At 64.4% G+C, this 23952-nt stretch carries 16 protein-coding genes and 1 pseudogene; 11 read left to right on the top strand and 6 right to left on the bottom strand.

Features of this window, described 5'->3' with window-relative positions; translation table 11 throughout:
* Positions 1-520 precede the first annotated feature (520 nt).
* The 5 genes from ACQP1K_RS17715 to fxlM form a co-directional block, all read right to left on the bottom strand.
* On the bottom strand, positions 521-700 hold the full coding sequence (locus ACQP1K_RS17715; protein ID WP_433496822.1) for a hypothetical protein: 180 nt from the start codon (positions 698-700) through the stop codon (positions 521-523).
* Between the two features lie 5 nt (positions 701-705).
* A complete protein-coding gene (locus ACQP1K_RS17720; RefSeq protein ID WP_433496823.1) occupies positions 706-1584 on the bottom strand; it encodes a lantibiotic dehydratase in 879 nt (292 codons plus the stop codon).
* The gene (locus tag ACQP1K_RS17725) at positions 1581-1829 is read right to left on the bottom strand and encodes a hypothetical protein (protein WP_433496824.1); all 249 of its coding nucleotides are present in this window, start codon (positions 1827-1829) and stop codon (positions 1581-1583) included. The genes ACQP1K_RS17720 and ACQP1K_RS17725 overlap by 4 nt, the downstream gene beginning before the upstream one ends.
* A 102-nt stretch (positions 1830-1931) precedes the next feature.
* Entirely contained in the window at positions 1932-2129 is a 198-nt protein-coding gene (locus ACQP1K_RS17730; RefSeq protein WP_433496825.1) for an FxLD family lanthipeptide, read from the bottom strand.
* Between the two features lie 69 nt (positions 2130-2198).
* Positions 2199-3443 (bottom strand): methyltransferase, FxLD system, encoded by a 1245-nt coding sequence (gene fxlM / locus ACQP1K_RS17735; RefSeq protein ID WP_433496826.1) that lies wholly within the window; start codon positions 3441-3443, stop codon positions 2199-2201.
* A gap of 417 nt (positions 3444-3860) precedes the next feature.
* Between fxlM and ACQP1K_RS17740 the strand changes: the two genes are divergently transcribed.
* From ACQP1K_RS17740 to ACQP1K_RS17755, 4 genes are all read left to right on the top strand, one after another.
* Positions 3861-5021 carry a hypothetical protein gene (locus ACQP1K_RS17740; RefSeq protein ID WP_433496827.1) on the top strand — a complete coding sequence of 387 codons (1161 nt, stop codon included), beginning with the start codon at positions 3861-3863 and terminating at the stop codon, positions 5019-5021.
* Positions 5022-5200: 179 nt separating this feature from the next.
* On the top strand, positions 5201-5746 hold the full coding sequence (locus tag ACQP1K_RS17745; RefSeq protein WP_433496828.1) for an SAM-dependent methyltransferase: 546 nt from the start codon (positions 5201-5203) through the stop codon (positions 5744-5746).
* Between the two features lie 26 nt (positions 5747-5772).
* Positions 5773-7581, top strand: coding sequence for a hypothetical protein (locus ACQP1K_RS17750; RefSeq protein ID WP_433496829.1), 1809 nt, complete (start codon positions 5773-5775; stop codon positions 7579-7581).
* Positions 7582-7752: 171 nt separating this feature from the next.
* On the top strand, positions 7753-9276 hold the full coding sequence (locus tag ACQP1K_RS17755; protein WP_433496830.1) for an Hsp70 family protein: 1524 nt from the start codon (positions 7753-7755) through the stop codon (positions 9274-9276).
* On the opposite strand, the gene ACQP1K_RS17760 is transcribed toward ACQP1K_RS17755, so the two are convergent.
* On the bottom strand, positions 9200-12586 hold the full coding sequence (locus tag ACQP1K_RS17760) for a DEAD/DEAH box helicase (protein WP_433496831.1): 3387 nt from the start codon (positions 12584-12586) through the stop codon (positions 9200-9202). The two genes, ACQP1K_RS17755 and ACQP1K_RS17760, sit on opposite strands and share 77 nt — an antisense overlap.
* 154 nt (positions 12587-12740) lie before the next feature.
* Between ACQP1K_RS17760 and ACQP1K_RS17765 the strand changes: the two genes are divergently transcribed.
* The 7 genes and pseudogenes from ACQP1K_RS17765 (at position 12741) to ACQP1K_RS17795 (ending at position 23933) form a co-directional block, all read left to right on the top strand.
* Complete coding sequence (locus tag ACQP1K_RS17765) at positions 12741-15251, top strand: N-6 DNA methylase (protein WP_433496832.1); 2511 nt, start codon at positions 12741-12743, stop codon at positions 15249-15251.
* Positions 15252-15267: 16 nt separating this feature from the next.
* Positions 15268-15450: pseudogene (locus tag ACQP1K_RS17770) on the top strand (hypothetical protein); the annotation flags it as partial.
* Between the two features lie 57 nt (positions 15451-15507).
* Complete coding sequence (locus ACQP1K_RS17775; RefSeq protein ID WP_433501569.1) at positions 15508-16509, top strand: restriction endonuclease subunit S; 1002 nt, start codon at positions 15508-15510, stop codon at positions 16507-16509.
* Positions 16510-16599: 90 nt separating this feature from the next.
* Complete coding sequence (locus ACQP1K_RS17780) at positions 16600-19776, top strand: type I restriction endonuclease subunit R (protein ID WP_433496833.1); 3177 nt, start codon at positions 16600-16602, stop codon at positions 19774-19776.
* Between the two features lie 7 nt (positions 19777-19783).
* On the top strand, positions 19784-20500 hold the full coding sequence (locus ACQP1K_RS17785) for a M48 family metallopeptidase (protein WP_433496834.1): 717 nt from the start codon (positions 19784-19786) through the stop codon (positions 20498-20500).
* Complete coding sequence (locus ACQP1K_RS17790) at positions 20497-22377, top strand: HsdM family class I SAM-dependent methyltransferase (protein WP_433496835.1); 1881 nt, start codon at positions 20497-20499, stop codon at positions 22375-22377. Before ACQP1K_RS17785 ends, ACQP1K_RS17790 begins: the two co-directional genes overlap by 4 nt.
* A 17-nt stretch (positions 22378-22394) precedes the next feature.
* Positions 22395-23933, top strand: coding sequence for a protein kinase domain-containing protein (locus tag ACQP1K_RS17795; protein WP_433496836.1), 1539 nt, complete (start codon positions 22395-22397; stop codon positions 23931-23933).
* Positions 23934-23952: the final 19 nt, after the last annotated feature.

Here is a 23952-nt window from a genome sequence, read left to right on the forward strand (position 1 = left end):
GCCTGAACTTGTCTCGATGGCGGGAGCCGTACCCACGCTGGGAGGCCGCGGTGTTTCTCGGCGGCGCGGCAGGTGTCGCAGCGGCCTCCGACGGCGAGGTTGGGGCATCCGGGGGTGCTGCAGACGGCGAGGGCCTTCGGCATGGACTGCGCCTCCTGGCGATCACACCGCCCGGAGTTCGAGAATGTTCGAATGCGTCGCTACCGACTGCCAGCACAGGTGCCGCTCGGCGAGAACGACGAGCCTCGCCGGTTCCACGTGCCGCGCTGGGACCGGACATACCTGGTGGTCGAGGTCGTGCTCCTCTGGAGGAATAGCCCGAGGCCTGGTGGACTCCAGCCAACCTGGGGCGGCCCATCGAGGAGCAGTCGTTGCTGTCCTCCCAGATGCCGTCGGTGGTGAAGGTCATGGTGTGGGGGCGTCTTCGATGACCCAGCCGCCCTCGACGGGGAAGATCCAGGCGGTGTCCTCTGCGACGGTGATGGTGTGACGTCGCTGGTGGTCCAGGCGGCGTGGCTGGTCATCCGGAGGGTGTGGCGGGCAACGGCGGCCTCGATGTGGCGGCGGTCGCGGGGGTCTTGGCGGCGACGTCGATCTGGGTGATCACGATGGCGTCGGCGGCGAGCTGGGCGCCGAGCCGGTGCTGGGCCGCATTACCGCCGGTGGCGGTGCCGCGCTGGGTCTTGCCGTCGACCGTCATGGGGATCAACTCCTCGGGGTCGTCGTACAACTCGGTGAGTTGGCCGTCCCTGTGGGCGGCGTAAGCGGCGTCAGCGTGCGCGGCGTTGACCTACGCGATCGTACGGCACACGGTGTCGGGATGCGGAGCCAGGTAGCGGCCACTTCGCTGACCGCGCCGGGCTCCGATCTGCTCCAGGACGTGCTGCGGAGCGTTGACGATCCAGTGCCGGATCGCCGCATACGAGGTCGCGCCGGACACGATCGCCGCCTGGACCAGCGCCAGGATGACGACCAGTCGGTGCCGTCGCCCGCGCTCTCGTTGATCACTTCAAGGCGGCGCAGCAGCGCCGCGACCTCGGGTAGCTGCTGTGCGTCGGCCGCGTGCAGCGCGCCGATCAGGTGGGTCAGCCCGTCGACTGCCGTCATCGGCGGACGCAGGCTGGTGATCAGGATGCCCTGGTCGATCAGCCGGTGCAGGAGCGCGCGGATCGTCTCCGGTGCGGCGGCGGGGAAACGGGCGTTCAGCTGGGCGGCCAGCACCCCGAATCGGATCGGTGAAGCGGCCGCGGTCAGCACGGACTGTATCGGCCGGCTGTGCCGTACGGATATCTCCCGCAGCGGGCCGGGGGTCCGGGCGCCCAGTGCCGCTCGCGTGGCCACGATGAAGCGCCTGTCGCGTACGATCCCGGCGTTGTCTGCCACCACCGTCAGCCGGGGGCGTAGGTCCGGGTGCCGTTCGAGGTGGTCGATCAGCATCGTGAGCCATTCGGCGTCGGCACGTGCCAGCGCGCGGTGCCCGGCACCGATCTGTGCCGTGGCGGGCCCGACACTGGCGGTGGTCACCCCGGAGAACAGCCCGAACGGGGTAGCGCGCCGCTGCCAGCGCAGCAAGTAGGAGGTCATCGACACGATCGTGCGAAGCAGTTGTACGGCATCGGGCAGGGCGCGGCGAGAACGGGACTGGCCAGCCGCAGCGCCTCACGTACGTCGTCGCGGGACCATACCTTCTCCAGCCAGGCCCGGCCTTCCTGCTCGATCGTGGCTGGGTCGGACACGTCCAGGTGGGCCGGCATGTCCAGGTCACCTGGGTCGGTTGTCGCACGCACCATCACCAGGCCGTTGTGACGGTATCGCGGGGGAATGCTCACGGTGATCCGCTCCTCAGGGTGAGGAACCGCGCCGTCGGCGTCCACAGCGGGACCTGGACGCCGACGGCACAGGACTGAGCTGGATTGACTGGGCTGGCTGGTTCAGGCTGGGTCGTTGGAGCTGGTGGCGCACGCGCTGGTGCTGCAGCTGCTACCGCAGCCGTCGCTGGTGTCGCACATCATGATCACAAGCGGCGTGGTGGCCTCCACCACACGCATGTCCAGCTCGAACTCCTCATCGGCGACGACGTCCGCGACGTCCAGCGCCTCGGGGGCGTCGAGGGTCAATGATGGAGCCATCGAATCACTCTCCTCACAGTCGGGTGGGTTTTGGTGTGGTGCACCTGGCCCGCGCAGGCCGCGTGGCGCTTAGCCCAGCGCGGGCCAGGAGATCGTGACCAGGCCGTGGGTCTTGGGGAAGACCGCGGTGCCCTGGGGAAGGTGGGTGTGGTCGCTGCCGGTCGGCCAGAAGGCGAAGGTGGGGGCCGGGCCGCTGCGCGCCTGCCGATCCCAGGCCTGGATCTGCTCGACCATGGCGGTCGCGGCCTCGGTGCCGTGCACCCCGTAGGCACGTGCTCCGAACTCCACGCCCTCGCCCTCCAGTGCGGGGCGTATCGCCAGATAGGCGAAGGAGTCACCACGCACGACGCCGAAGGGGAACCACGTGCCGCGCTCGTTGGCCAGATCGGTTCCCTCGTCCACGGCGAGCTTGCAGAACCCCGGCAGGAAGCCGGCGAACCATAGGTGCAGGTCGGCGAACGACACGCCGCTGTTGATCGTGACGCCGGACCACAGCTCGGTTCTCTTGGTCGCCAGCACCCCGTCCAGCAGGCTCGGATCCTCCGGCGCCCCGTCGTCGAACCGCAGCTTGACCGTACGGCCTTGGGCGTCGGGGAGCAGGAAGATCCGCTCGGGGTGCTCGCCTTCGCCTTGCATCGCGACGAATCCGCACACCTCGGCGGAGGTGCTCACCAGGTGGTCTGCCTCCCGGCGGAAGGCGATCGAGCGGGTGATGCCGTTCATCCGTAACGGCACGGCCAGGGTCCCGTTGTCGGTCAGTTGCTCCAGCCAGGCTGGAGGGATATCCCATGCGCCGACCGTCACGATGACCGCGTCGAACGGCCCGGCCTCGGGCACCCCCTGCTCGGCGTCGCCCTGCACGACCGTGACCGCGTCGCTGTACCCGGTCGCCTCCAGCAGAGCACGGGCTCGCTCGGTCACCTCCGGGTCGATGTCCATGCTGATCACACGGCCGGTCGGACCGACGACTTCGGCCAGCAGCGCGGCGTTGTAGCCGCCGGATCCTATTTCGAGCACGCTCTGGCCAGGGCCGAGCCTCGCCTGCTCGATCATCCGGGCCTGAATGAACGGCGCGCTGACCGACGAGATGATCACACCGTGCTCGTCGGTCTTGGTCGCCACCGAGTCATCGGCGTTATAGGCCACTTCCAGCGGCGTGCCCGGAGGTACGAACTCATGCCGCGGCACCGTGCGGAAGGCTCGCTCCACAACCTCAGAGGTGATCATGCCCTCGGCGCGAAGCTTGTCCGCCAGGGCGTTGCGGATCTCCACCGCCCGGTCGGAATCTTCGGACATGTCAACCGTCTTGGTCATGCGGCACTCCCTGTCTGTTATCTGCTGGTTTTTGTTGAACTGATGGATTCCCGGTCGGCTTTTCGCCCCGCTGCCGGTTATGTCCGGCAACGGAAGAGGACCGATGTCGCGGTGGAACTCTGCACGGCTCAGCCCTATCGACTTTCAAGCGGTTTCGTAGGTGGACGACTCCAGAGAACCGCAACCGAAGCGGGGAGAGTATGGGATCGAGGCTTGTGGAGTGGTCAAAGTGATCAAAGATCGCCATCGGTTACGTTCGGCGCTTGGACCGGGAAATAGCCTCTGGCCATTCACCCAGAGACCGCCGATGCTGGCGACTACGGTGACCTGCACGAAGCGATGACCGACCCAGCCGCAGAGCATGTCGGGCAAATTGGACCAGAGTGGCTAAAATCGCTTGGCTAGCGGAGGCGCATCATGGCACGCGAACGAAATGAACAGCTCGCCACGCTCCTACAGGAGGCCGGCTGGTCACGGGCGCAGGCAGCGTGCGCGTTCAACCACATCGCCCAGGAGAACAACCTGCACGATTACGCGCATATCGGCCGTTCCCATGTCAGCATGTGGGTCAGCGGGACAAAACCGTCCGGCGCGGCCCCCGTAATCTTGTCCCAGGCGCTGTCCCGTCGCCTGAGGCGTGTCATAACACCAGAGGAGCTCGGGTTCACAACCCACGCCCCGGCAGAGGAGGCGCTGGAGTGGCACACGGACCCATTGACCACGCTGACCGACCTGGGGAGAACGGACGTGGACGCGGACCGCAGAAGCCTGCTGAGCGGCGTGGTGTACTCAGTTGCCGCCCTCGCGCTCCCCGGCCAAGGCTGGTGGGAGAGTATGGCGGAGCAGCAGTCCGTGCCGGCCAAGCCTCAACGCATCGGACGCGGTGATGTGGCGGCCGTCCAGGAACTCACGGCAGCCTTCTCCCGGATCGACCAGCAGCGCGGGGGCGGTCATGGCAGGAAGGCGCTGGTGCAGTACCTGCAATCGGACGTCGCCGCCTTCCTGCAGGGGACGTTTCCGAACGAGCAGGTCCGGTGCGACATGTTCTCTGCCGCCGCCGAACTGGCTTACCTGTCGGGGTGGATGGGGTTCGACAACGGCGAGCACCCCCTGGCGCAGCGGTACTTCATCCTGGCCGTGAAGCTGGCCGCTCGCGCCGGAAACCCTCCGTTGACCGGCCACATCCTGCGCGCCATGGCGCACCAAGCCATCGACCTCGGATTCTTCGCCCAGGGCCTTGCGCTGTCCACCGCCTCGATGCAGGGTCAGCGCTACGCCTCGGCGACCCCCCGCGAGCGGGCGCTGCTCGGCGTCGTCCACGCCCGCGCCCTGGCCGCCAACGGCGACAAGCAGTCCGCGTCCAAGGCGCTGCTCAAGGCCGAAGACCCACGAGACCGCCTGCACGTTGCGGGACTGCGGCGACCATCAGGGAGCCATCCGCCAGTTCAGGCGGAGCGTACGGACCCGGGGAGAGGCCTTCCGCCGCACGCACGTGGTGACGCTCGGATACCTGGGCGCCACGCAGATCACGAACGGCGGCGCGGAAGAGGCGTGCGCCACCTGGAGCACCGCTCTTGACGTGCTGGAGGAAGGGATCTCTTCCCGACGGGCTCGGCAAGCGGCTCTCGACATGCGCACCCTGCTCTCGCCCTACCGACGTCGCAAGATCCCGGCCATCACCGAGCTGGATACCCGGGCCGCCGCCTACCTGGCTCGCATACATTGATCACCTCAACGACGAAGGGATGAGGACGACCATGGCTCAATCTCTGACGATCAAGCCCATCGGCATCGTGGTCGGCGGACGCATCGACCCCACCGACGATCTCTGGAGCGGCACGGCGATCATCCGCCTGAACCCCGATTTCCCTCCCGAGGTCGTCCAAGGCCTTGAAGAGTTCTCCCACCTGTTGGTCGTCTGGCACTTCCACAAGGCATCCCCCGACGATGTTGCCCTGCACGCGCGCAGCCCCCGCAACAACCCCAGGTGGCCGGCCACCGGCACCTTCGTCCACCGCAACCACCGCCGCCCGAACCAGCTCGCCCAGTCCTTCCCCAGGCTGTTGAAGGTCGACGGCCTGGACCTCCACGTGACCGAATTGGACGCCATCGACGGCAGCCCCGTCTACGACCTGGCGCCGTACTTCAAGGAGATGGGCCCCCGCGGCGAAGTACGCCAGCCCGACTGGCCCGGCGAGATGCTCAAGGACTACTGGGCCGACCCGCAAACGCTCGCCGGGTACGTCCTCGGAAGCCCCGATTGCCTTCACCGCTTGGGATCAAGGAGTGCTTCGCCGGCGTGAGAGGCGGACCCTTTACAGTGACCCTCGTGGATCGAACTGAGGTCGTCGTGCGGAGGCCGCGACAAGACGGTGAAGCACCGCGTGTGGGAAAGGTCCTCTCCCGCGAGAGGATGACCGCCACTGTCCAATGGGACGACGACGGGACCATCGAGGAAAACGTTCAGCTCGGCAACCAGAATCTGCTGGCATGGGAAGGAAGCCTGCGGTACCTCGCCCTGGTCGATCCAGCCGAGTTACGTAAGCGGTTCACTGACGATCCGGCGTCCGTGGTCGTCCAGTTGCTACGCGAGCACCAGAAAGGGCTCAAGGCAGCCGTTATCAAGTCAACGCTTGTGGATTCCGGCCTCGGAAAAGCGGCTGTTGACAAGGCGTGGAGGGCCATTCAGCCCCGGCTCACCGATCGGGACGACATAGAGCTTAAACAGAACGTCTACAAGTGGAAGCCCTCCGCGGAAGCACACGGGCCGGATGTACTCCCATCACCCCCTGAGCCCAAGGATGCGCCGACCGATGCATTCGTTACCCGGCTCGCCAGGCTTCTTGGGATCGGCGAGCCCCGTCCCATCCAGGACTACCTTGCCGCCCCCCTTCGCACGGCGGTCCTGCTGAGCCAGTTGGAGGGTATGGCAATCGACCAGTTCCTGTCCGAGCTGGAAGAGCCGGACCACCGGGCGCTCTCAATCATGCTGCTTGCCATACCGAGGCGAATTCAGGGTGACCCGCTGCCCCCGGAGATCTATCGTGATGTGCTCTCTGCTGCGGCAGCCGAGCTTCGGGTGGAACCATCCTCTGCCCTAAGAACCGCTGCCGCGTGGTTGCTGCGGAGGGTCACGAGCAGCCCATCGTTGCCTCCCGAATTGGTTGGGCCGGTCATTCAGCTGGCGCTCTTCCTGGCCCAGAACCCGCAGAAAACAGAACTGGACGCCTTGGAGGCCGCAGCCCTCGCGATCAGTAAGGCTCTCCCCACAACGCATCGTGACTTGGTCAGGATCGCGGAGCGACTCCCATTCATGCCCAAGGGCGGCCGGACTGCGCTGATGGCGGCGGTGGGAAACAGGTGGCCGAAGGCCATCCTGGACGAGCGCTGGTGGGCCGGGATGACGGTGCAGGAGCTCGCCGACTGCGCTCAAGGGATGTTCGGGCGGCTGACACGCTCACCAGAGATCACCGAGGGTATCGTCCGACCACTACTGGAGCGCGAACTCGCCGGAGTGAAGACGCGTGCGCGCCTCAGCCTCTTCCTAGGAATGCCTTCGCAGTTCGCCGAACTCCTTCCGGTCACCGCTATCGTGGAGGCGTTTAAAAGGACCGGGCAGCAGGATCCGGTCGCCGTTTCCTGGGTTGACGCCCTACGCGGACAGGATCGACTGAATGCACTCGTGGAGGATGCCCAGCGAGCCCGCGAGGAGGCCGCGGCAGCGGTTGAGCTGGCCGAAGCGGCCGAAGGGAGCCGTCAAGAGCTCGCCGGACGACTCCAGCGGCTGGAGGAGGAGTTGCGAGATCTCCAGACTATGGAGATCAAGACCCGAGCCGCCCAGGAGCGCCAGATAAAGATAGACGTTATTCGGGCACTTGCGGACCTGGCTGCGGAGGTGGAAGAACTTTCCGCCGCGAAGGCCGCGCCGGAAATCGTCGTGGAGCGGGTCCGCGGCTTGGTAGCCACACGTTCGCTAAGGCCAATCGGACGTGCGAACAGCGAAGCGAATTTCGATCCCCAGCTTCACGAGCCCATCTACGGCACTCCGGAGCCGGGGGCTCCGGTTCTTGTCATCCGCCCGGGCTATGTCTGGGATGAACTGATGCTCCAGCGGGCTCTTGTCGACCCCAAGGAATAGGGGAAAATGTCAGCCTAGTTCACGCGGGTGGGCAACGGAGGTAACCGGGTGGCCGGGCAACACGTGATCGGTGTGGATTTCGGGACGTCAACCTCGTTAGTAGCCGAACAGATCAGCAGAGCAACGGTGGAGATCACGCCGCTAGGGCGTCGAACACCATGGTTCCCCTCGGTGGCTGGACTCCAGGACGGTTCCCTCCTGGTTGGTGAGGATGCCGAGATCCTCCCGATCGGCCAGGTCGTCAGGTCGGCGAAGCGAGCGATCACCGAAAACAAGAGAACGCTCCGCGCGGGAGATGCCGAGCTGGATGCCGACTCTGTGATTATCGCGCTCCTCTGCGAAGTCGAAAAGCGGGCCAAGGCTGCCGGTCGCTCCCTCGCAGACGCCCGCGAAATCCGGCTCGGCTGCCCTGCAATGTGGACCGGCGACCAGCGGGAACGCCTGCTCACTCTGGCTGGCGAGGCTGATATCCCGGTAAGCGCTGCCAGCCTCATCGACGAACCCATCGCTGCCGGCGTCGCCTGGGCCAGCCACCGCTTTTCCCGTCTGGGCCCCCGACCGGAGGGAAAGCTCCTGGTCTTCGACATGGGCGGCGGCACCCTCGACATCGCCGTCCTAAATATCGCAGGCAAGGGCCACCCCGAGATCACGGTCCTGTCCGCCCTTGGCATCGACCTAGCCGGAGACGCCTTAGACAAGGCCATCGCGGAGCAGTTCGCTGCGGAACTTGGTAGCCATCTGGATGCCTTCCCAAACCAGGACGACGTCCAGGCGAAGCTGCTCAACGTGGCGCGCCAAACGAAGGAAGCCTTGTCCACCCGTGCCTCGTTCCCGGTGGTTTTCCGGGCGCTCGGAGACCTCCCGTCGATCCGCTACCTCCGCGAGCAGCTGGTCGAGGCCTTTACACCACAGATGGACATAGCCGCGCGCTACATCTTGGCCGCTATGCGCGCCGCGATGCTCACGGAGACAGTCCCCCGACAGGGCCGCTCGGGCGGCTACACAATGCACACTCCGCAAGCCCTGCGGAGTAAGGGATGGTCTGATTTGGCCGGCGACATCGACTACGTCCTCCTCGCCGGAGGCATGAGCCGCATCCCCCATGTAGCCGAGCGGATCGGCGCGCACTTCCCACATGCGGAGATCGTCGATGAAGTGGGGGTCGGTCCTGAGCAGGCCATCGTGGCCGGGCTGGCCAACACGGCCGAGTATCAACGGCTCAACCTCCACCGGCCAAGCGCGGACTTCATCTTGGAATGGGACGGCGGCGAACAATTGCTCTACCGCGCCCACACTCCGCTGTACGAGCCGTGGGAGATCCTCTCCAAGTCGATCGTGTACTACGAGCTGAGCGGGCGGCAGTTCACCTGCCCGCGACATGGCAGGGGGCGGCTGCGCGTCAGGTCACTGTACGGCGAGACGGTGAAGGTCAAAATCGATGGCATGACCGGACCGGTGACTGCCCTGCCGTTCCGGCTTGGCGACGACATGCGCTTCCGGATGTATCCCGATGGCCGGATCCTTCTCACCGACGGATCCGGCCATCATCAGGACTTCCGGGTCGACCGCTGGCCGGTGATCCGGGGACGTGACTTCGCCATGCTGGAGCTGCGGCGGCTTACCGCCCCTCCTCCGCCCTCCCGAGAGGACGACTGGGGGTACGGTCAGAAGGATTGGGCGCCGCCGCAGAGCTGACCAGCGCCGCAGCAATCGGCCGCATGGAGACGCTGAGCGCCTTCTGCGCGCTCAGCTCCTCCCGTACGATTTGCCGCGCCTGGGCGAGCTTGGCCAGGTGGCTTTCCCGCATCCGCCGGATCCTCGCCTCCGGAACGGATTCGAGCAACTCACGGTTCTTGCGAATCTGTAGGTCGAGCGTATGTTCCTTGGCACGGATCCGCGCATCGACGAGGGCTTCGTTCTCCTGCCGCCGGATCCGCTCCGTCTCCACCAGGCGGGCGCCTACGTACTGCTGCGCTACGCGCCAGACCCCAGTCAGGTCACGCGGGACTTTCACCGTACTATCGGTCAGCGATCCGTCTGCGAGGGCTGTGAGCAGGGCGTCCCCGAGCCCGTCCACGACCTCTCTGGTCTCAAGGTCGATGGCAGTCACCCAGAGTTCCAGGGTGGGGCGCAGACCACTGGTCTCCACAAGGTGGATGGCCATGAGGTAGGTGCATCCCTCGGGCACTCCGGGGATACCGATCGTCCCGAACCTTGGGAGCGCGAGCCGGTCCTCCGCCAACACCCTGATTGCCAGCCGCACGAGCGGATGCCTGGCCGAGAACAACTCAGTGTCGTACTTGCTCGCGGTCTCCGGGTGGAAGGTGCACTTCAGCGGCTCGCCAATCTGCAGGCGCCAGGCGAGCCTCCCAGGTGGGAGCGTGCTGCCCGACTGATCGGGCATGGCGCGGAACTTGGCGGCGAGCTCAGAGGTGCCGACGATCTCCAGAACGCCCTTGTCGTCCGGCTCGCCTCGCCGGGCACCGTACCTTTCGAAGAGTTGGTCGATGATCCGCTGGATCTCCGAGGAGCCGATGAACCGGCCGTTGCCGGGGCCGTGCTCGGTGAACCCCTCCACCAGCAGCCCATCCAGCCCGGACAAGATCGCCCGAGATGCGCGCAGGTCGTCGGTGTCCTGGCTGCGCTGCTCAACCGCAATCGCCAGATTGCTGATCTTTCGGTCGAGCTCGGCTGGGCTGAGCCGCAACTGCATTAATTCGACGAAGTGGTCGCGCAGGATCGGTTCCAACTCCCCGACCGAGTTCTGGAAGATGCCGATCCGGTCGTACAGACGCTGGAAGATGTCGGTCTCGATGGTTCCGGGGACCCGCATGTTGTAGATAAGGATCTTCTCGTGCTCTTGGCCAAAGCGGTCGAGGCGCCCAATGCGCTGCTCGACCCGCATCGGGTTCCAGGGCAGGTCATAGTTGACGAGCACGTTGCAGAACTCGAAATCCAAGCCCTCAGAGCCGACCTCGCTCAGCAAGAGGATCTCGAAGGCGCCGTCGCGGAACTCTTGCATGATCTGCTGGCGGTCCGGCTGTTTGACGCCACCGTGCATCACTCGGTAGGTGAAGTGGGCACTGAGGCGCTCGGCCAGGTACGACAGAGTTCCACGGAAATACGAAAAGATCATCATTTGCCGGACGCCAAACTGCTCGCGCAGCTTAAGCAGTTCCTCCTGGAGCCGGTCATACTTGGTGTCCACCTCGACCCAGCCGAACTCCTGGGAAAGCAGATCTTCGAGGTCATCCGCATCCAGGCCCTCGGAGTCGCCGTCGAGGTCGTCGATCTCATCCTCAAAGAGCGCCGGCCCCTTGGCCCGCAACGCCTTCTGAGACGCGGGAATGCAGCTCGCCGCCTGCCGCAGCGGCATCTGCATGATGAAGCCCGGAGGAACCCCCTTGCGCCGGGCACGGTTGTAGGCCCAGGCGTAGACCGCGTCGTAGTAAACGCGTTCCTCTTCTGTCCACTCGACGTCGATGTTCCTCGGCTCCCGGACGGCCTTGTGCTCAGGAACATCGGCCTTCCGGGTGCGGGTGAGATGGCCACTCAGCATGTTCAGGTCCGCCAGCAGCCTTCGTACTCGCGCCTTCTCCTCGGGGGTGAGCGGGTGGTCCACGTCGAGCACCTTGCGCAGGACGTCGTAGTCTGGCCGGTCGGTAATGCTGCGCCCGAACCTCACCTGATCGAGCCTGTCGAGCGTGACGAGCAGTTCTCTGGGACTCCGGTTGTCGACCAGGGCGCGCGCCACATCATTGAGGACGGCGTTGGGCTCCATCTGACGTTCGAAGGTGTCCCTGTCGTTAAAGCTCCCCGGGTCGAGCAAGTTCATCAGGGTGAACAGATCGTCGTTACCCAGGTTGAGCGGCGTGGCTGACAGCAGCACGAGGTGGTCGCTCCAGCTGGCGAGCAGCTCCCCCAGCAAGTGGGATTTTCGCCCCCTGTTCCTCATGTTGTGGGCCTCATCGATGATGACGAGGTCGAAACGGGGTTTGAGCTCGGCCAGCTTCTCCAGCACCTCGTCGGCGGTCCGCAGGGATTCGATCGAAATCACCGCGTGGAGCGGACCGTCGTCTCCCTTGTCCAGCGCCTCCGCGAATTCCGCCAGATCGCTCGCCTTGACCAGATCGAGCGTGCGGTCGAACCTCCGGCGCATCTCGGCCTGCCACTTGTACTTGAGCACCGAGGGGACCACGACAAGGACCCGGTCGAGCTTGCGGCGCTGTTCGAGCTCACTCCAGATCAGCCCGGCCTCGATCGTCTTACCGAGGCCCACCTCGTCTGCGATTAGGATGCGCCCCGAGGAACCGGTGAGCATCTTCAGCACCGGCTTGAACTGATAGGCACGGAAGACCGTCTTGCTCGACGCGAAGGAGTACAGGGTGTCGGTCAGCGGGTGGGTCAGCTTGGTCCAGGTGAGTGTGAGCGATAGATCAGCGGCGTTCGCGGGAGACTGGCTGAGCCAGAACTCTGGCCTGCTGGGGTCGCCCTGCACCGGGGTGAGCGAGCCCTCCGTGTACGTGTGCAGTTCGCCTCGGAGGTCGACCTCATACAGGTAGGCGGCCCCCTGTGGAATCACCTGTGTGATGGTTCCGACGAGCCGTTCCCCCTCCGGCTGGACCATGTCTCCCACCCGGAAGCAGGCGTTTCCGGCGAATGGCTGCGCCTCGTTCCACTTGGCCTGGTAGACCATCTGGGCAAGGCCGAGGTGCCCGCCCAACGTGAACTGGCGCTCCTCATCCTCCGCTGCAACCGGAAGTCGCGCCGAGAGAACGAGGACCCCATGCCAGGAGCCTTTGCTCTCGATCGCGTAGGCCCCTTCGTGAAGGTGGTGGCTGATGATCGGATCAGCCTGCACCCCACGGACCTCCGGAGCGAGGTTCTTGAAGGCGTCGCGGGCATCATCCGCAACATCGCCGACCACGAGGCAGGTTGCGAGTGGGAGATCGCACAGCCAGCCCAGCTCTTGGAGCGAGGGCTGGTACCGCAGGTCATGGGCCACGCCTGTCCCATCAGTAGCTGTGAACTAGAATCACAAGACGATTTCATGGTGTTGGCACAACCATGGCTTAGTGCTAGGTTGACTGTCAATCGGTGCTGCGCTGATGCTAAAGAAGCGCATGACCATTTATGAGACGCCTGCAAGACTGAGTCGGATGTCTCACTGGCAGAAGGAGAAGGGCCACCTCGTGGCGAAGCTGACGTTGCCGCAGCTGGAGCGGCACCTGTTCGGAGCGGCTGACATCCTCCGAGGCAAGATGGACGCCTCGGAGTTCAAGGAATACATCTTCGGGATGCTCTTCCTGAAGCGTGCCTCCGACCAGTTCGACGTGGTCCGTGCCGAGCTCATCAAGAAGTGGGTCGCGCAGGGCAAGAGCCAAGAGGAAGCCGAGCGGATGGCCGCCGCGCCGGCCTTCTACCGGGGCGAGAGCTTCTACGTGCCCGAAGAGGCCCGCTGGAAGTTCATCAAGGACCACTCCCGCGAGAAGAACGTCGGCAACCTGCTCAACAAAGCTCTCGAAGCACTGGCGAACGCCAACTCCACTGCCCTGGAGGGCGTGCTTGAGCACATCGACTTCATGCGCAAGGTCGGTCAGTCGACCATCTCCGACAAGCGGCTGCAGCAGCTCATCGACCACTTCCACCGGGTACGGCTGCGCAACGAGGACTTCGAGTTCCCCGACCTGCTCGGCGCGGCCTACGAGTACCTGATCGGGCAGTTCGCCGACTCGGCTGGCAAGAAGGGCGGCGAGTTCTACACTCCGCGTGGCGTCGTCCGGATGATGGTCCGCCTGGTCAAGCCGGAGCCCGGCATGCGCGTCTACGACCCGTGCTCCGGCTCGGGCGGCATGCTCATCCTCGCAAAGGAGTACATCGACGAGCACGGCCTGGACTCGCGCGACCTCACGTTGGCCGGCCAGGAGGCGGCGGGCACCACATGGGCTGTCTCCAAGATGAACATGATCCTCCACGGCGTACTCAACGCCGACCTGCAGAACGAGGACACCCTTGCCGACCCCAAGCACGAAGAAGAGGGCGAGCTCGCCCGCTTTGACCGGGTGCTCACCAATCCGCCCTTCTCGCTGAACTACTCAGCCGCCGATATGAAGCACAAGGAGCGCTTCAAGTACGGCTACGCCCCGGAGACCGGCAAGAAGGCGGACCTGATGTTCGCCCAGCACGTGCTCGCCGTCCTGACGCCCGACGGCATCGGTGCCACGGTCATGCCGCACGGCGTGCTCTTCCGCGGTGGCAAGGAGAAGGAGATCCGGGAAGGCATCATCAAGGACGGCCGCCTGGAAGCCGTGATCGGCCTGGCACCCAACCTCTTCTACGGCACCGGCATCCCGGCCTGCATTCTGATTCTTCGTGGCACCGACCCGCGGCCTGCCGAGCGGCGCGGCAAGGTGCTGTTCATCAACGCGGACCGCGAGTTCACCGCCGGGCGCGCGCAGAACTACCTCGACCCGCAGCACGCCGAGAAGATCATTGCCGCTTATGAGGAGTATCGCGACATTCCCGGCTTCGCCCGCGTCGTAGATGTCGAAGAGCTGGCTGAGAACGACTTCAACCTCAACATCCGCCGTTACGTGGACAACGCCCCGCCGCCCGAGCCGCAGGACGTCCGCGCCCACCTGCACGGCGGCGTCCCCAAGGCCGAGGTCTCGGCCAAAGCCGGGCTGTTCGAGGCCTTCGGCATCGACCCGACTGTTCTGTTCGTCGAGCGAAGCGAGCGAACCGATGAGCACAGTGTCGAGCGTGACGCCGACTACTGCGACTTCCTGCCCGAGGGGTGGAAGGCGACCGCGGAGCGCCTCCCCTCGCTGGCCAGCCCCACTCAGGAACGGCTCCGCCAGGCATTCTCCGAGTGGTGGGCACGGTACAGCAAGCGCCTTGTCGAGCTGCCGGACACGCACAAGGTCATGGAGACCCGCAGAGAGCTGCTCGACTCGTTCGTTGCCGAACTGCTGCCCTTGAAGGTACTCGACCGTTTCGAACTGGCCGGCATCGTGGCCGCCTGGTGGGGCGAGGCGCAGTACGACATCAAGCCCCTCGGGCTCAACGGTTTCGAGGGCGTGGTCGAGGGCTGGCTGACCACCATCGAGTCGGCATTCGAGCTGGACGAGGAAGAACTCGAGTACTGGGACAAGCAGAAGATCGCGGCCGAGAAACGCAAAGCCCGCGACCACAGGGTTGTGCCCGCGCTCATCCCGGACTACCTCGCTGAATTGGAGGAGGCCGAAGCGGAGTACGCCGAGCTGAATGCTCAGTACAAGGCAGCCACGGCCAAGCCCTCTGAGGAAGATGAGGACGCGGACGAGCCCGCCGAGGACCAGCTCTCCGAGGCCGAATTGAAGGACCTAAAGGCCCGTACCGCTGCCGCCCGCAGGAAGGTCAGCACACTCGAGGGCCACTTCCTACCCCGGCTCCGGATGGCCATGGCCACGCTCGACAACGACTCCCGCCGCGACCTGGTCCTCAATGTCCTCCGGTCGCAGCTCTCGTCCCGTCTGGAGTCTCGTACGGCTGCCGCCCGCCGGTTGGCCGAATCGGCCTTCCGTACCTGGGCCGACAAGTACGCGGTGACCTTGCGTGACCTCGAAGCCCAGCGTGAGGCCGCCGCCCAGCGCCTGGAGTCCTACCTCAAGGAGCTCGGCTATGTGTGAGAGTCGATATCTATCGATGGTGGCTTATGCTCCTGACCAGTGGCCCCGTATGCGCCTCCGTGAAATCGGTTCAATTTTCGCGGGCGGAACTCCCTCGCGGGAGAACCCGGGATTCTGGGGCGGGCGGATTCCATGGCTTACACCCGGTGAGCTTACCGGTGCCAACCACCGATACCTATATGCCACAGACGAGAACATTACACAGGCGGGACTCCGAAGCTCGGGAGCCGTTCTTCTTCCGACTGATACGCTTCTCGTGACCACACGTGCAACGCTGGGGGCACGCACGGTTGCCAAGGTACCCGTTACCACTAATCAGGGATTCAAGAATCTCGTTCTCGACAAGAGCGTTGCGGACTCGGGATTCATGTACCATCTTTTCGAGATTATTTCGTCCGAACTGGAGAGGCGTGCTTCTGGTACCACCTTTCCTGAGGTCTCAGGAAAGCAGTTCGGGGAGATAGAAGTGGCGTTGCCACCCCTGAGGGAGCAGCGGCGTATCACGGAAATCCTCGACATCGCCGATTCCCAGATCTCGGCGACTTCCATCGTGGTCGACAAGCTTCGGCTAATGCATAGAGGTGTCATGCACGATGCCTTGTCTAACGGCACGGCCAGGGCCGCAGAAGAAACTGGCGGCTGGTCACTAGCGCCGGTCGCTGATGCGGGGTCGGTGAAGCTGGGAAGACAACGCTCACCGCAGCACGAAACGGGTCGGCACATGACCCCCTATCTCCGTGTGGCAAATGTCTTCGATGGCTACATCGACTACAGCGATGTTCTCGAGATGAACTTCACACCGGCCGAGCAAGAGGAATACTCGCTACGAGACGGAGACATCCTGCTAAACGAGGGCCAAAGCCTGGAGCTTGTTGGCCGCAGCGCCATCTATGATGGCCCGCCCGGATACTGCTTTCAGAACACGTTGGTCCGTTTTCGACCTCACCGCATTTCTCCTGAGTTCGCTCAAGCGGTCTTCAGCTACTGGCTCTCCATCGGAGAGTTCACAAAGATTGCCAAGCAGACCACCAGCATCGCTCACCTCGGTGCCGACCGATTTGTCCGGATGAAATTTCCTGTTCCACCCGCAGAGGAGGAAAGGAAGATCACTGCTTCTATCGGTTCAGTAGCCACAGCGATTAAGGCGGAGACGCATCGTGCGGCTAGTCTTAAGCTGCTGAAGCAGGGCCTCATGGAAGACCTGCTGACTGGGCGGGTGCGGGTTTCGGAGGCGGAAGCCGTACTGGAGAACCTTTAGCTCAGATGCTGGGGTGGGCATTGCTCGCCCAGCACAGAGCGATTCATTCGGGGGTGCTGATGTCGGGGTTTTACTGAGGGGAGTCGGACGGTGACCGACTACGAGTACACGCTGGTTGAGCGTCCGCTGATCGAACAACTCAAGAGCATGGGCTGGAAGCACGTGGCCGGCGCTCCAGATGGTGCGGTCTTGCCTCTTATCTCGAGGGCATCCCTACGCAACACGTTCGATGAGGTGGTCCTTGAGGAGCAGGTGCGGGACGCGCTCGCCCGGATCAACCTGGACGACCAGGGCCAGGAGTGGCTTGACGAAACCAGGATCAGCCAGGCCTTCAACGCGCTGACCCGAATCCCTGCGGCCAGCCTGCTGGAGGCCAACAAGCACGTCAGCGAGCTGCTGATCAAGGGTGTCTCCGTGGACGGACTGAACGGCGGCAGGGCAAGGACGGTCCAGTTCATCGATTGGGAGACCCCAGAGAACAACGACTTCATCGTGGTTAACCAGTTCCGCGTGGACGTCCCCGGCACCAGTGGAAGCAAATGGATCATCCCCGACCTCGTGCTCTTCGTGAACGGTATCCCGCTCGTCGTCATCGAGTGCAAGAAGCCCACGCAGAGTAGCCTCGGCATCGCGGTGACCCAGATCCACCGGTACTGCGACAGCCAAACAGGAAACCAGAAGCTCTTCCACTCGATCCAGTTGACGGTCGCGACCAGCGGCGAGGATGCCAAGCTCGGTACGTTCACCGCTGCGCACGAGCACTACGTGCCCTGGCGCGCCCCTTACCCGCTGACCAAGGCGGAGCTGGCCACACGACGGGGCAAGACTGAGGAGCAGCTCAGCAAGCAGGAGATCCTCGTCGCGGGCGTGCTCGACCCCGCCAACCTGCTCAACATCATCCATAACTTCGTGACCTTCATGACCATCGACAGCGGCGTGACGGTCAAGGTCGCACCCCGCTACCAGCAGTTCCGCGCGGTGGAGCGCACTGTGGACAGGCTGCTGACCGGCAAGCCGGGACAGCGCGGTGGGATCGTCTGGCACACCCAGGGCTCTGGCAAGAGCCTCACGATGACCTTCCTGGTCCGCCGACTGCGGTCAATCGCGGAACTCGCCCACTACAAGGTCGTGGTCGTCACCGACCGTACCCAGCTCCAGGACCAGCTCGGCGAGACCATGCAGCTGAGCAACGAGAAGGTGGACATCGCCAAGAGCAGCAACCGCGCCAAGACTCTGCTGGGCCGGAGCGGCCCTGGCGTGGTCTTCGTGATGATTCAGAAGAACCAGGATGGCTCTCCCAAAGATCGCCTGGACATTGGTGAGGTCAACGCCGACGAGTCGATCGTGGTGCTGATCGATGAGGTGCACCGCTCGCACACCGCCTCCCTCGGTGCGAACCTACGCGACGCACTGCCCAACGCCGCCCGGATCGGCTTCACCGGAACGCCGATCATGACCAAGAAGGGCCGGCGCAAGACCAGCGTGGAGCTCTTCGGCTCGTTCATCGACACCTATCGGCTCCGTGAAGCCGAGGAGGACCGCGTGATCGTGCCGATCCTCTACGAGGGCTTCAAGGTCAAAGGCGCGCTTCGTGACGGTCAGGACATGGACGAGCTCTTCGAGGAGGAGTTCGAGGACCTGACCGACGAGGAGCGGCAGCAGCTCCAGCAGCGCTGGGCCACGAAGGGAACCGTCTCGACCGCTCAGAAGCTCGTCGACGTGAAGGCCAAGCACATGCTCCGCCACTACGTGGACAAGGTGCTGCCCGAGGGCTTCAAGGCTCAAGTGGTCGCGCACGACCGGGAGACCACGCTGCGTTACCGCGAGGCGCTCATCGCCGCCCGTGACGAGCTCGTCGAGGACATCATGAACCTGCCGCCGCACCTGCTGAATCGCGACCTGGAAGATCTTAGGCCCCGCCAGGCCCAGCTCGTGAAGGCGTACAAGCAGCTCGACCTGCTCAAGCGGATCGACTTCGTTCCCGTCATCTCCAAGGGTGACAGGGAGGACGAAAGCCGCTTCGATGAGTGGACCGACGAGGCCAAGCGGAAGGCCAGGATCGATGGGTTCATCAGGCCTTTCGGCGAGAACGACATTGCCTTCGTGATCGTCAAGTCGATGCTGCTGACCGGCTTCGACGCGCCCATCGAGCAGGTGATGTACCTGGACCGCAAGATGGAGATGCACGACCTGCTCCAGGCGGTGGCCAGGGTCAACCGGACCGCGGACAGCAAGCCGCATGGCTATGTCGTCGACTACCGCGGTGTGGCGCAGAACCTGGTGGATGCACTGCGCGTCTACGCCGACGAGAATTTCGACGCGCGCGAAAGCAAGGATGTCGCGGAGGCGCTGCGCGACATGCGTACCGAGATCGCCAAGCTGGAGCCGCAGATGCAGCGGCTCCGGATGATGTTCCGCGATCCGGCCGACGTGGACGGTTGCGTTCTGGAGCTGGCCGATGCCCAGTTGCGCGACAAGTTCAACGTTGAGCTGGCGCGGTTCGCCCGGACTGTCAACACGGTGTTGCCCGATCCGGCAGCGAAGCCGTACCTGCCGGATCTAAAGCGATTTATGGTCATCAAGCTGACCGCGAACCGGCGCTACCGCGTGGACGGCGGCGAGTTCGATCCCGGCGCCTATGGCAAGAAGATCAAACTGCTCATCGACGAGCACGTGACCTCGCTCGGCATCGAGCAGCAACTCCCGCCGATCACGTTGACCGCTGCCAACTTCGCGGCCAAGGTCGAGGCGATGACCGGCGGGTCGCGGGCCAAGGCTTCGGAGATGGAGAACGCCATCCGGCACCACATCGAGGTGCACCGCGGCCAGGATCCTGCTCGCTACCAGCTGCTCAGCGAGCGCCTGGAGCAGATCCTGATCGAGCTGAAGGACGACTGGGAACAGCAGTTGCTCGCTTTCAAGGATCTGATGGCCGACATCGTCGAGGATCGGCGAGACAACCCGCACAACCTCAGCCCGGCCGAGAATGCCCTGTATGGCCTGCTGCTGAGCGAGTTGGCCACCTCCGACGAGGGTGTCAACGACCTGCGGTTCGTGGAGGCCAGCCGGGAGATCTACCAGAAGGCCGCGCAGACCATCCACCGCCGTGACTTCTGGAAGAAAAGGCCGGACGTGGAGGACTTTCGGAAGGAGATCCTCGAGATTATAGTCAACCATAATCTGGGGGATTTCCATCTGTTGGATCAGGTCGCCGACAAGGCACGCGACGTGATCCAGAACAACCAGGCCGATATCCCGAGGGCCTGAAGCTGGCATGCTGGTGACCGTGAGTGATTTCCCTGGTGTCCTACGCGTCGGTGACCTTGAGATCGCCGTCACGGTGAGCGATCGCCGCAAGAGCGTGCGGCTCACGGTGGAGCGGGACGCCTCGGTCACCGCTGTCGTCCCGCCGCAGGTATCCCGGGTCGAACTCGCCCAGATGGTCGAAGCCAAACGCGCCTGGCTGTACGGCAAGATCGCCGAAAAGCGGGATCTCGGCGAGCCGGCACCGGACAAGGAGCTCGTCTCCGGTGAAGGGTTCCTCTACCTCGGACGCTCCTACCGGCTGCGGGTTGTCGACTCTGGCAAGGTACGCCTGATCCACGGGCGTCTAGAGCTGGCCCGGGGCGACGGCGCAAAAGATCTGGTCGATTGGTATCGTCGCGTCGGCCAGCCGTGGCTTACCAGGAGGATCCAACCCTGGGTGACGCGCATGGGCGTCGAACTGACCGGGCTGCGGGTCCGACCGCTCGGCTATCGGTGGGGTTCGTGCTCACGCGACGGTCAGGTCAACATCCACTGGGCGACCATGCAGCTTCCTCCGAGTTTGATCGACTATGTGCTGGTACACGAGCTCGCACATCTCCGTCGCGCCGATCACAGTGCCGAGTTCTGGCAAATCGTCAAGCGCGCGCTTCCCGGTCATCAGGACTACCGCGAGCGGCTCCGCCGTACCGGGAATGATCTTTGGTTGCCGGAGGAAGGTCGATGATGGACGGAGACGTCACGGTCAACGCTGCGGATATCGCCCGGCTTGCGGACGTCGGCCGGGCCGCGGTCAGCAACTGGCGCAAACGGTTCGACGACTTTCCCGAGCCTGTGGGTGGAACCGCCTCGAGTCCGGCGTTCTCTTTCGCGGAGGTTGAGGACTGGCTCCGCCGTCACAACCGCTATGTGGAAGTGACGCCGATCGAGCGGCTCTGGCAGCGGCTGCGGGCTATCACAGACGACCTGCGGCTCAGTGAGGCTGTGGGGTTCGCCGGAAGCGTGCTCCTACACCAAAAACAAGATCCCAGCCTCGACGCGAAGGCCCTCTTCAAGCACTTATCCGCCACGGCTCCAGAAGGCTTGGACGTCAATGCGGAACTGGTTAGGGCCATCGTCGAAGTGGGTAGGGTTGAGGGGCCTGTCGCAGCATTCGACAGTATCTGTGATCGCTATGTGGACCTTCACTCCCGCCGGTTGCTTGCGACTCCACGGGACGTTGCCCAACTCATGGCTCGCCTCGGCGGCACTGCCGGGCGCGTAGTGCTTGACCCCTCGTGTGGGATTGGGACCTTGCTGCTCGAATCCTCCGGGGCACGGATGCTTGGCCAGGATCTAAGCGCGAGCGCTTCCCGCTTGGCCGCTATCCGGTTACAGCTTCACGGCCACGACTCGCGCGTCGAGACGGGTGATTCGCTACGCGCGGACGTCTTCGCCGGAGAGCAGGCCGATGTTGTCATTTGCACCCCGCCGTTCAATGAGCGCAGCTGGGGTTACGAGGAGCTGACTAACGATCCGCGCTGGGAGTACGGCCTGCCGCCTCGAGGCGAGTCCGAACTGGCATGGGTACAGCACTGCCTGGTGCGCGTACGGCCCGGCGGCCTCGTGGTCATCATGATGCCGGGTGTTGCCGCCAGCCGCCGACCGGGCCGCCGGGTCCGGGGCAATCTCCTACGAGCCGGGGCGCTCCGGGCGATCATCACGCTTTCGACGGGGGCCGCTCCCGCATCCAGCGGAGCACCAGATCTCTGGGTCTTGCGTAGGCCGGAACCCGGCGTCCAGCCACCATCCGACGTACTGATGGTGAACGCTGGTGAGGACCTCCCCCTGGCTGAGATGGCGTGGAAAGCCTTCTGCAGCGGCAAGGACCTGCCCGAGGGCAGCAACAGCGTGCGGATCATCGACCTTCTAGACGAAGAAGTCGACCTGACAACCAGCCAGCGGACCTCAATCCGGCCGGACCCGTCTAGCTTCTCCGCGCTGTATGAGAAGGCGACGGCCCTGGTCAAGTCATTGACCTCCATCCTGCCTCGCGTCTCGGCGACGCAAGGCCACGAGCCAGTGATGTCCAGCATCGGGGAGCTCGCCCGGGCGGGCGTCGTGACCATTCTTCAGGGTCCGCTCAAGCTTCCCGGCAAGGGCGAGCTCCCCGTCCTCACCGCAAAGGACCTCCTGCTCGGTCGGGCACCCACAGGCCGCAGTGCCGTCGCGCCTGGCCTGGCGCTGATAGAGCGCAATGATGTCGTCGCTCCGGTGGTCACGGGCAGCGGTTCGATTCCCCGGGTCATGACCGAGGCGGGAGCCGTCCTCGGCCCGCAGCTTCTACTCATCCGCACCGATCCCGCCCGTCTGGACCCCCATTTCCTGGCTGGTTGCCTGCGTGCCACCGGCAGTTCCAGCTTCCGGCTCGGTTCCTCGATGCGGCTCGACCCCCGTCGCGCGCGGCTGCCCAGGCTTCCGATCGACGAGCAACGGCGGTACGGCGAGGCATTCCGACAGTTACTCGCCTACGAAGACGCCACCCGTGCACTCCGCGAGATCAGCGATAATCTTGTGGCGGCCGGCATCGAAGGTCTCTTCGATGGGCGACTGTATCCCGAGTAATCCACCTGGAGGCATGGGTGGCCCTCATCCTCGATCGCTACCGGCTTGACCCCGTCCATTTGGGCAAGGGCGGCATGGGCGTGGTACGGGGCGCCCAGGACGAAAAGCTCGGCCGACGGGTGGCAATCAAGCTGATCCAATTCCCCGATGGAATGCGAGATCCGGAGCTCGAGGCCCGATTCACTCACGAAGCGAAGATCATGTCACGGCTCTCCCACCCCGGCGCACCGGTGCTTCACGACTTCGGCACCTATCAGGATCCAGCACTGGGGAGCCGACTGTTCATGGTGATGCAGTTCATCAGGGGAACTGGCGTGGATGATGTCATTGTCGAGCATGGGCCTCTTCCGCTTGGATGGGTCGCGTCCATCGGCGCCCAGGTAGCGGCCGTTCTGGAGGCAGCGCACGACCTTGACATCCTGCACCGGGATTTGAAGCCTTCCAACCTCATGCTGCGTCGAGACGGTTCCATCCAGGTCGTGGATTTCGGCCTGGCTCTGATGCACAATCCCGAGCTGACCAAACTGACCAGGACGGGGCAGCTGCTCGGAACCGCCGCCTACATGTCACCCGAGCAGGTCCGTGCCGAAGAGCCAACGGCGCGCAGCGACATCTACTCGCTGGGCACCGTGCTGTACGAACTGCTCACCGGGCGGCACCTGTTCACCGGGTTGTCCGAGTACAGCGTGATGGATCAGCACGTCAACGCACGCCCAAATTCAGTCGGGCACCTGCGGTCTGACATGCCAAGGGAGCTGGACGAGCTCATCCTGGCCATGCTGGAGAAGCGGCCGGAAGACCGGCCGGCGACAGCTTCCGAGGTGCACTATCGGCTCATGCCGTACCTTGCCGGGACTGGTCCGCTCGGCGACATGACCGCTCCGGATTCCAGCCCTGCCCGAATGTATTCACACGCGGTCAGCCGTACTCTCACCGCCGGAGCGCAACCTGTAGTTCCCGTTGTGAGGAACGCTCCGACAGATGACGACTTCAGCCGCAGGGACATCAAGCATGCTCGCAGGCAGGCGACGTCCCTAGTCAGAAAATCACGCTATAACGATGCGGCAGGGATGCTCGCGAAAGTCGCTGAGTCCGCAAGCCAGAAGCTCGGTGCCGGCGACCCAGAAGTGATCGATCTGCGCGAACAGCTCGCGGATGTGCTGTTCACTGCCCAGGACTACCGCCAGGCGGCCCAAGAGTTCCGGCAGATTGCCGACGACCTGCTCCTGCGGCCGGAGCCTGACCAGGAGCGGATATCCCAGTGCCGGCTGCAGGAAGCGATCTGCCAGGTCCACGCCGGTGCTCCAGAGCTCGCGCTGCACATCATGCGTGATCTACTGGCGGATGAGATGAGCCGCTTCCCTGAAGACGACGCGCGGCTCCTGGAACTACGTCGCCAGATAGGCGAGCTGGAAGTCAGTGCCGGCGCTGTGGACAGGGCCCGAGCAACGCTCTCGGACTTGTGTGATGACCTCGTCAGGCTCTACGGCCCCGACCACGGCGCCACTATCCGGGTCATCGAGCTCCTGGCCAGCCTTGACAGATGGCCTCTGTGAATTCTTAACACAAGCACTA

It is taken from the genome of Sphaerimonospora sp. CA-214678, from assembly GCF_050942215.1.
Lineage (GTDB): Bacteria > Actinomycetota > Actinomycetes > Streptosporangiales > Streptosporangiaceae > Sphaerimonospora.

Excerpts from the sequence above, each read along its gene's own strand:
- ACQP1K_RS17730 (WP_433496825.1), bottom strand. The coding sequence starts at position 2,129 with ATGGCTCCATCATTGACCCTCGACGCCCCCGAGGCGCTGGACGTCGCG.
- ACQP1K_RS17720 (WP_433496823.1), bottom strand. The coding sequence starts at position 1,584 with ATGACCTCCTACTTGCTGCGCTGGCAGCGGCGCGCTACCCCGTTCGGG.
- ACQP1K_RS17715 (WP_433496822.1), bottom strand. The coding sequence starts at position 700 with ATGACGGTCGACGGCAAGACCCAGCGCGGCACCGCCACCGGCGGTAAT.
- fxlM (WP_433496826.1), bottom strand. The coding sequence starts at position 3,443 with ATGACCAAGACGGTTGACATGTCCGAAGATTCCGACCGGGCGGTGGAG.
- ACQP1K_RS17740 (WP_433496827.1), top strand. The coding sequence starts at position 3,861 with ATGGCACGCGAACGAAATGAACAGCTCGCCACGCTCCTACAGGAGGCC.
- ACQP1K_RS17745 (WP_433496828.1), top strand. The coding sequence starts at position 5,201 with ATGGCTCAATCTCTGACGATCAAGCCCATCGGCATCGTGGTCGGCGGA.
- ACQP1K_RS17765 (WP_433496832.1), top strand. The coding sequence starts at position 12,741 with ATGTCTCACTGGCAGAAGGAGAAGGGCCACCTCGTGGCGAAGCTGACG.
- ACQP1K_RS17785 (WP_433496834.1), top strand. The coding sequence starts at position 19,784 with ATGCTGGTGACCGTGAGTGATTTCCCTGGTGTCCTACGCGTCGGTGAC.
- ACQP1K_RS17790 (WP_433496835.1), top strand. The coding sequence starts at position 20,497 with ATGATGGACGGAGACGTCACGGTCAACGCTGCGGATATCGCCCGGCTT.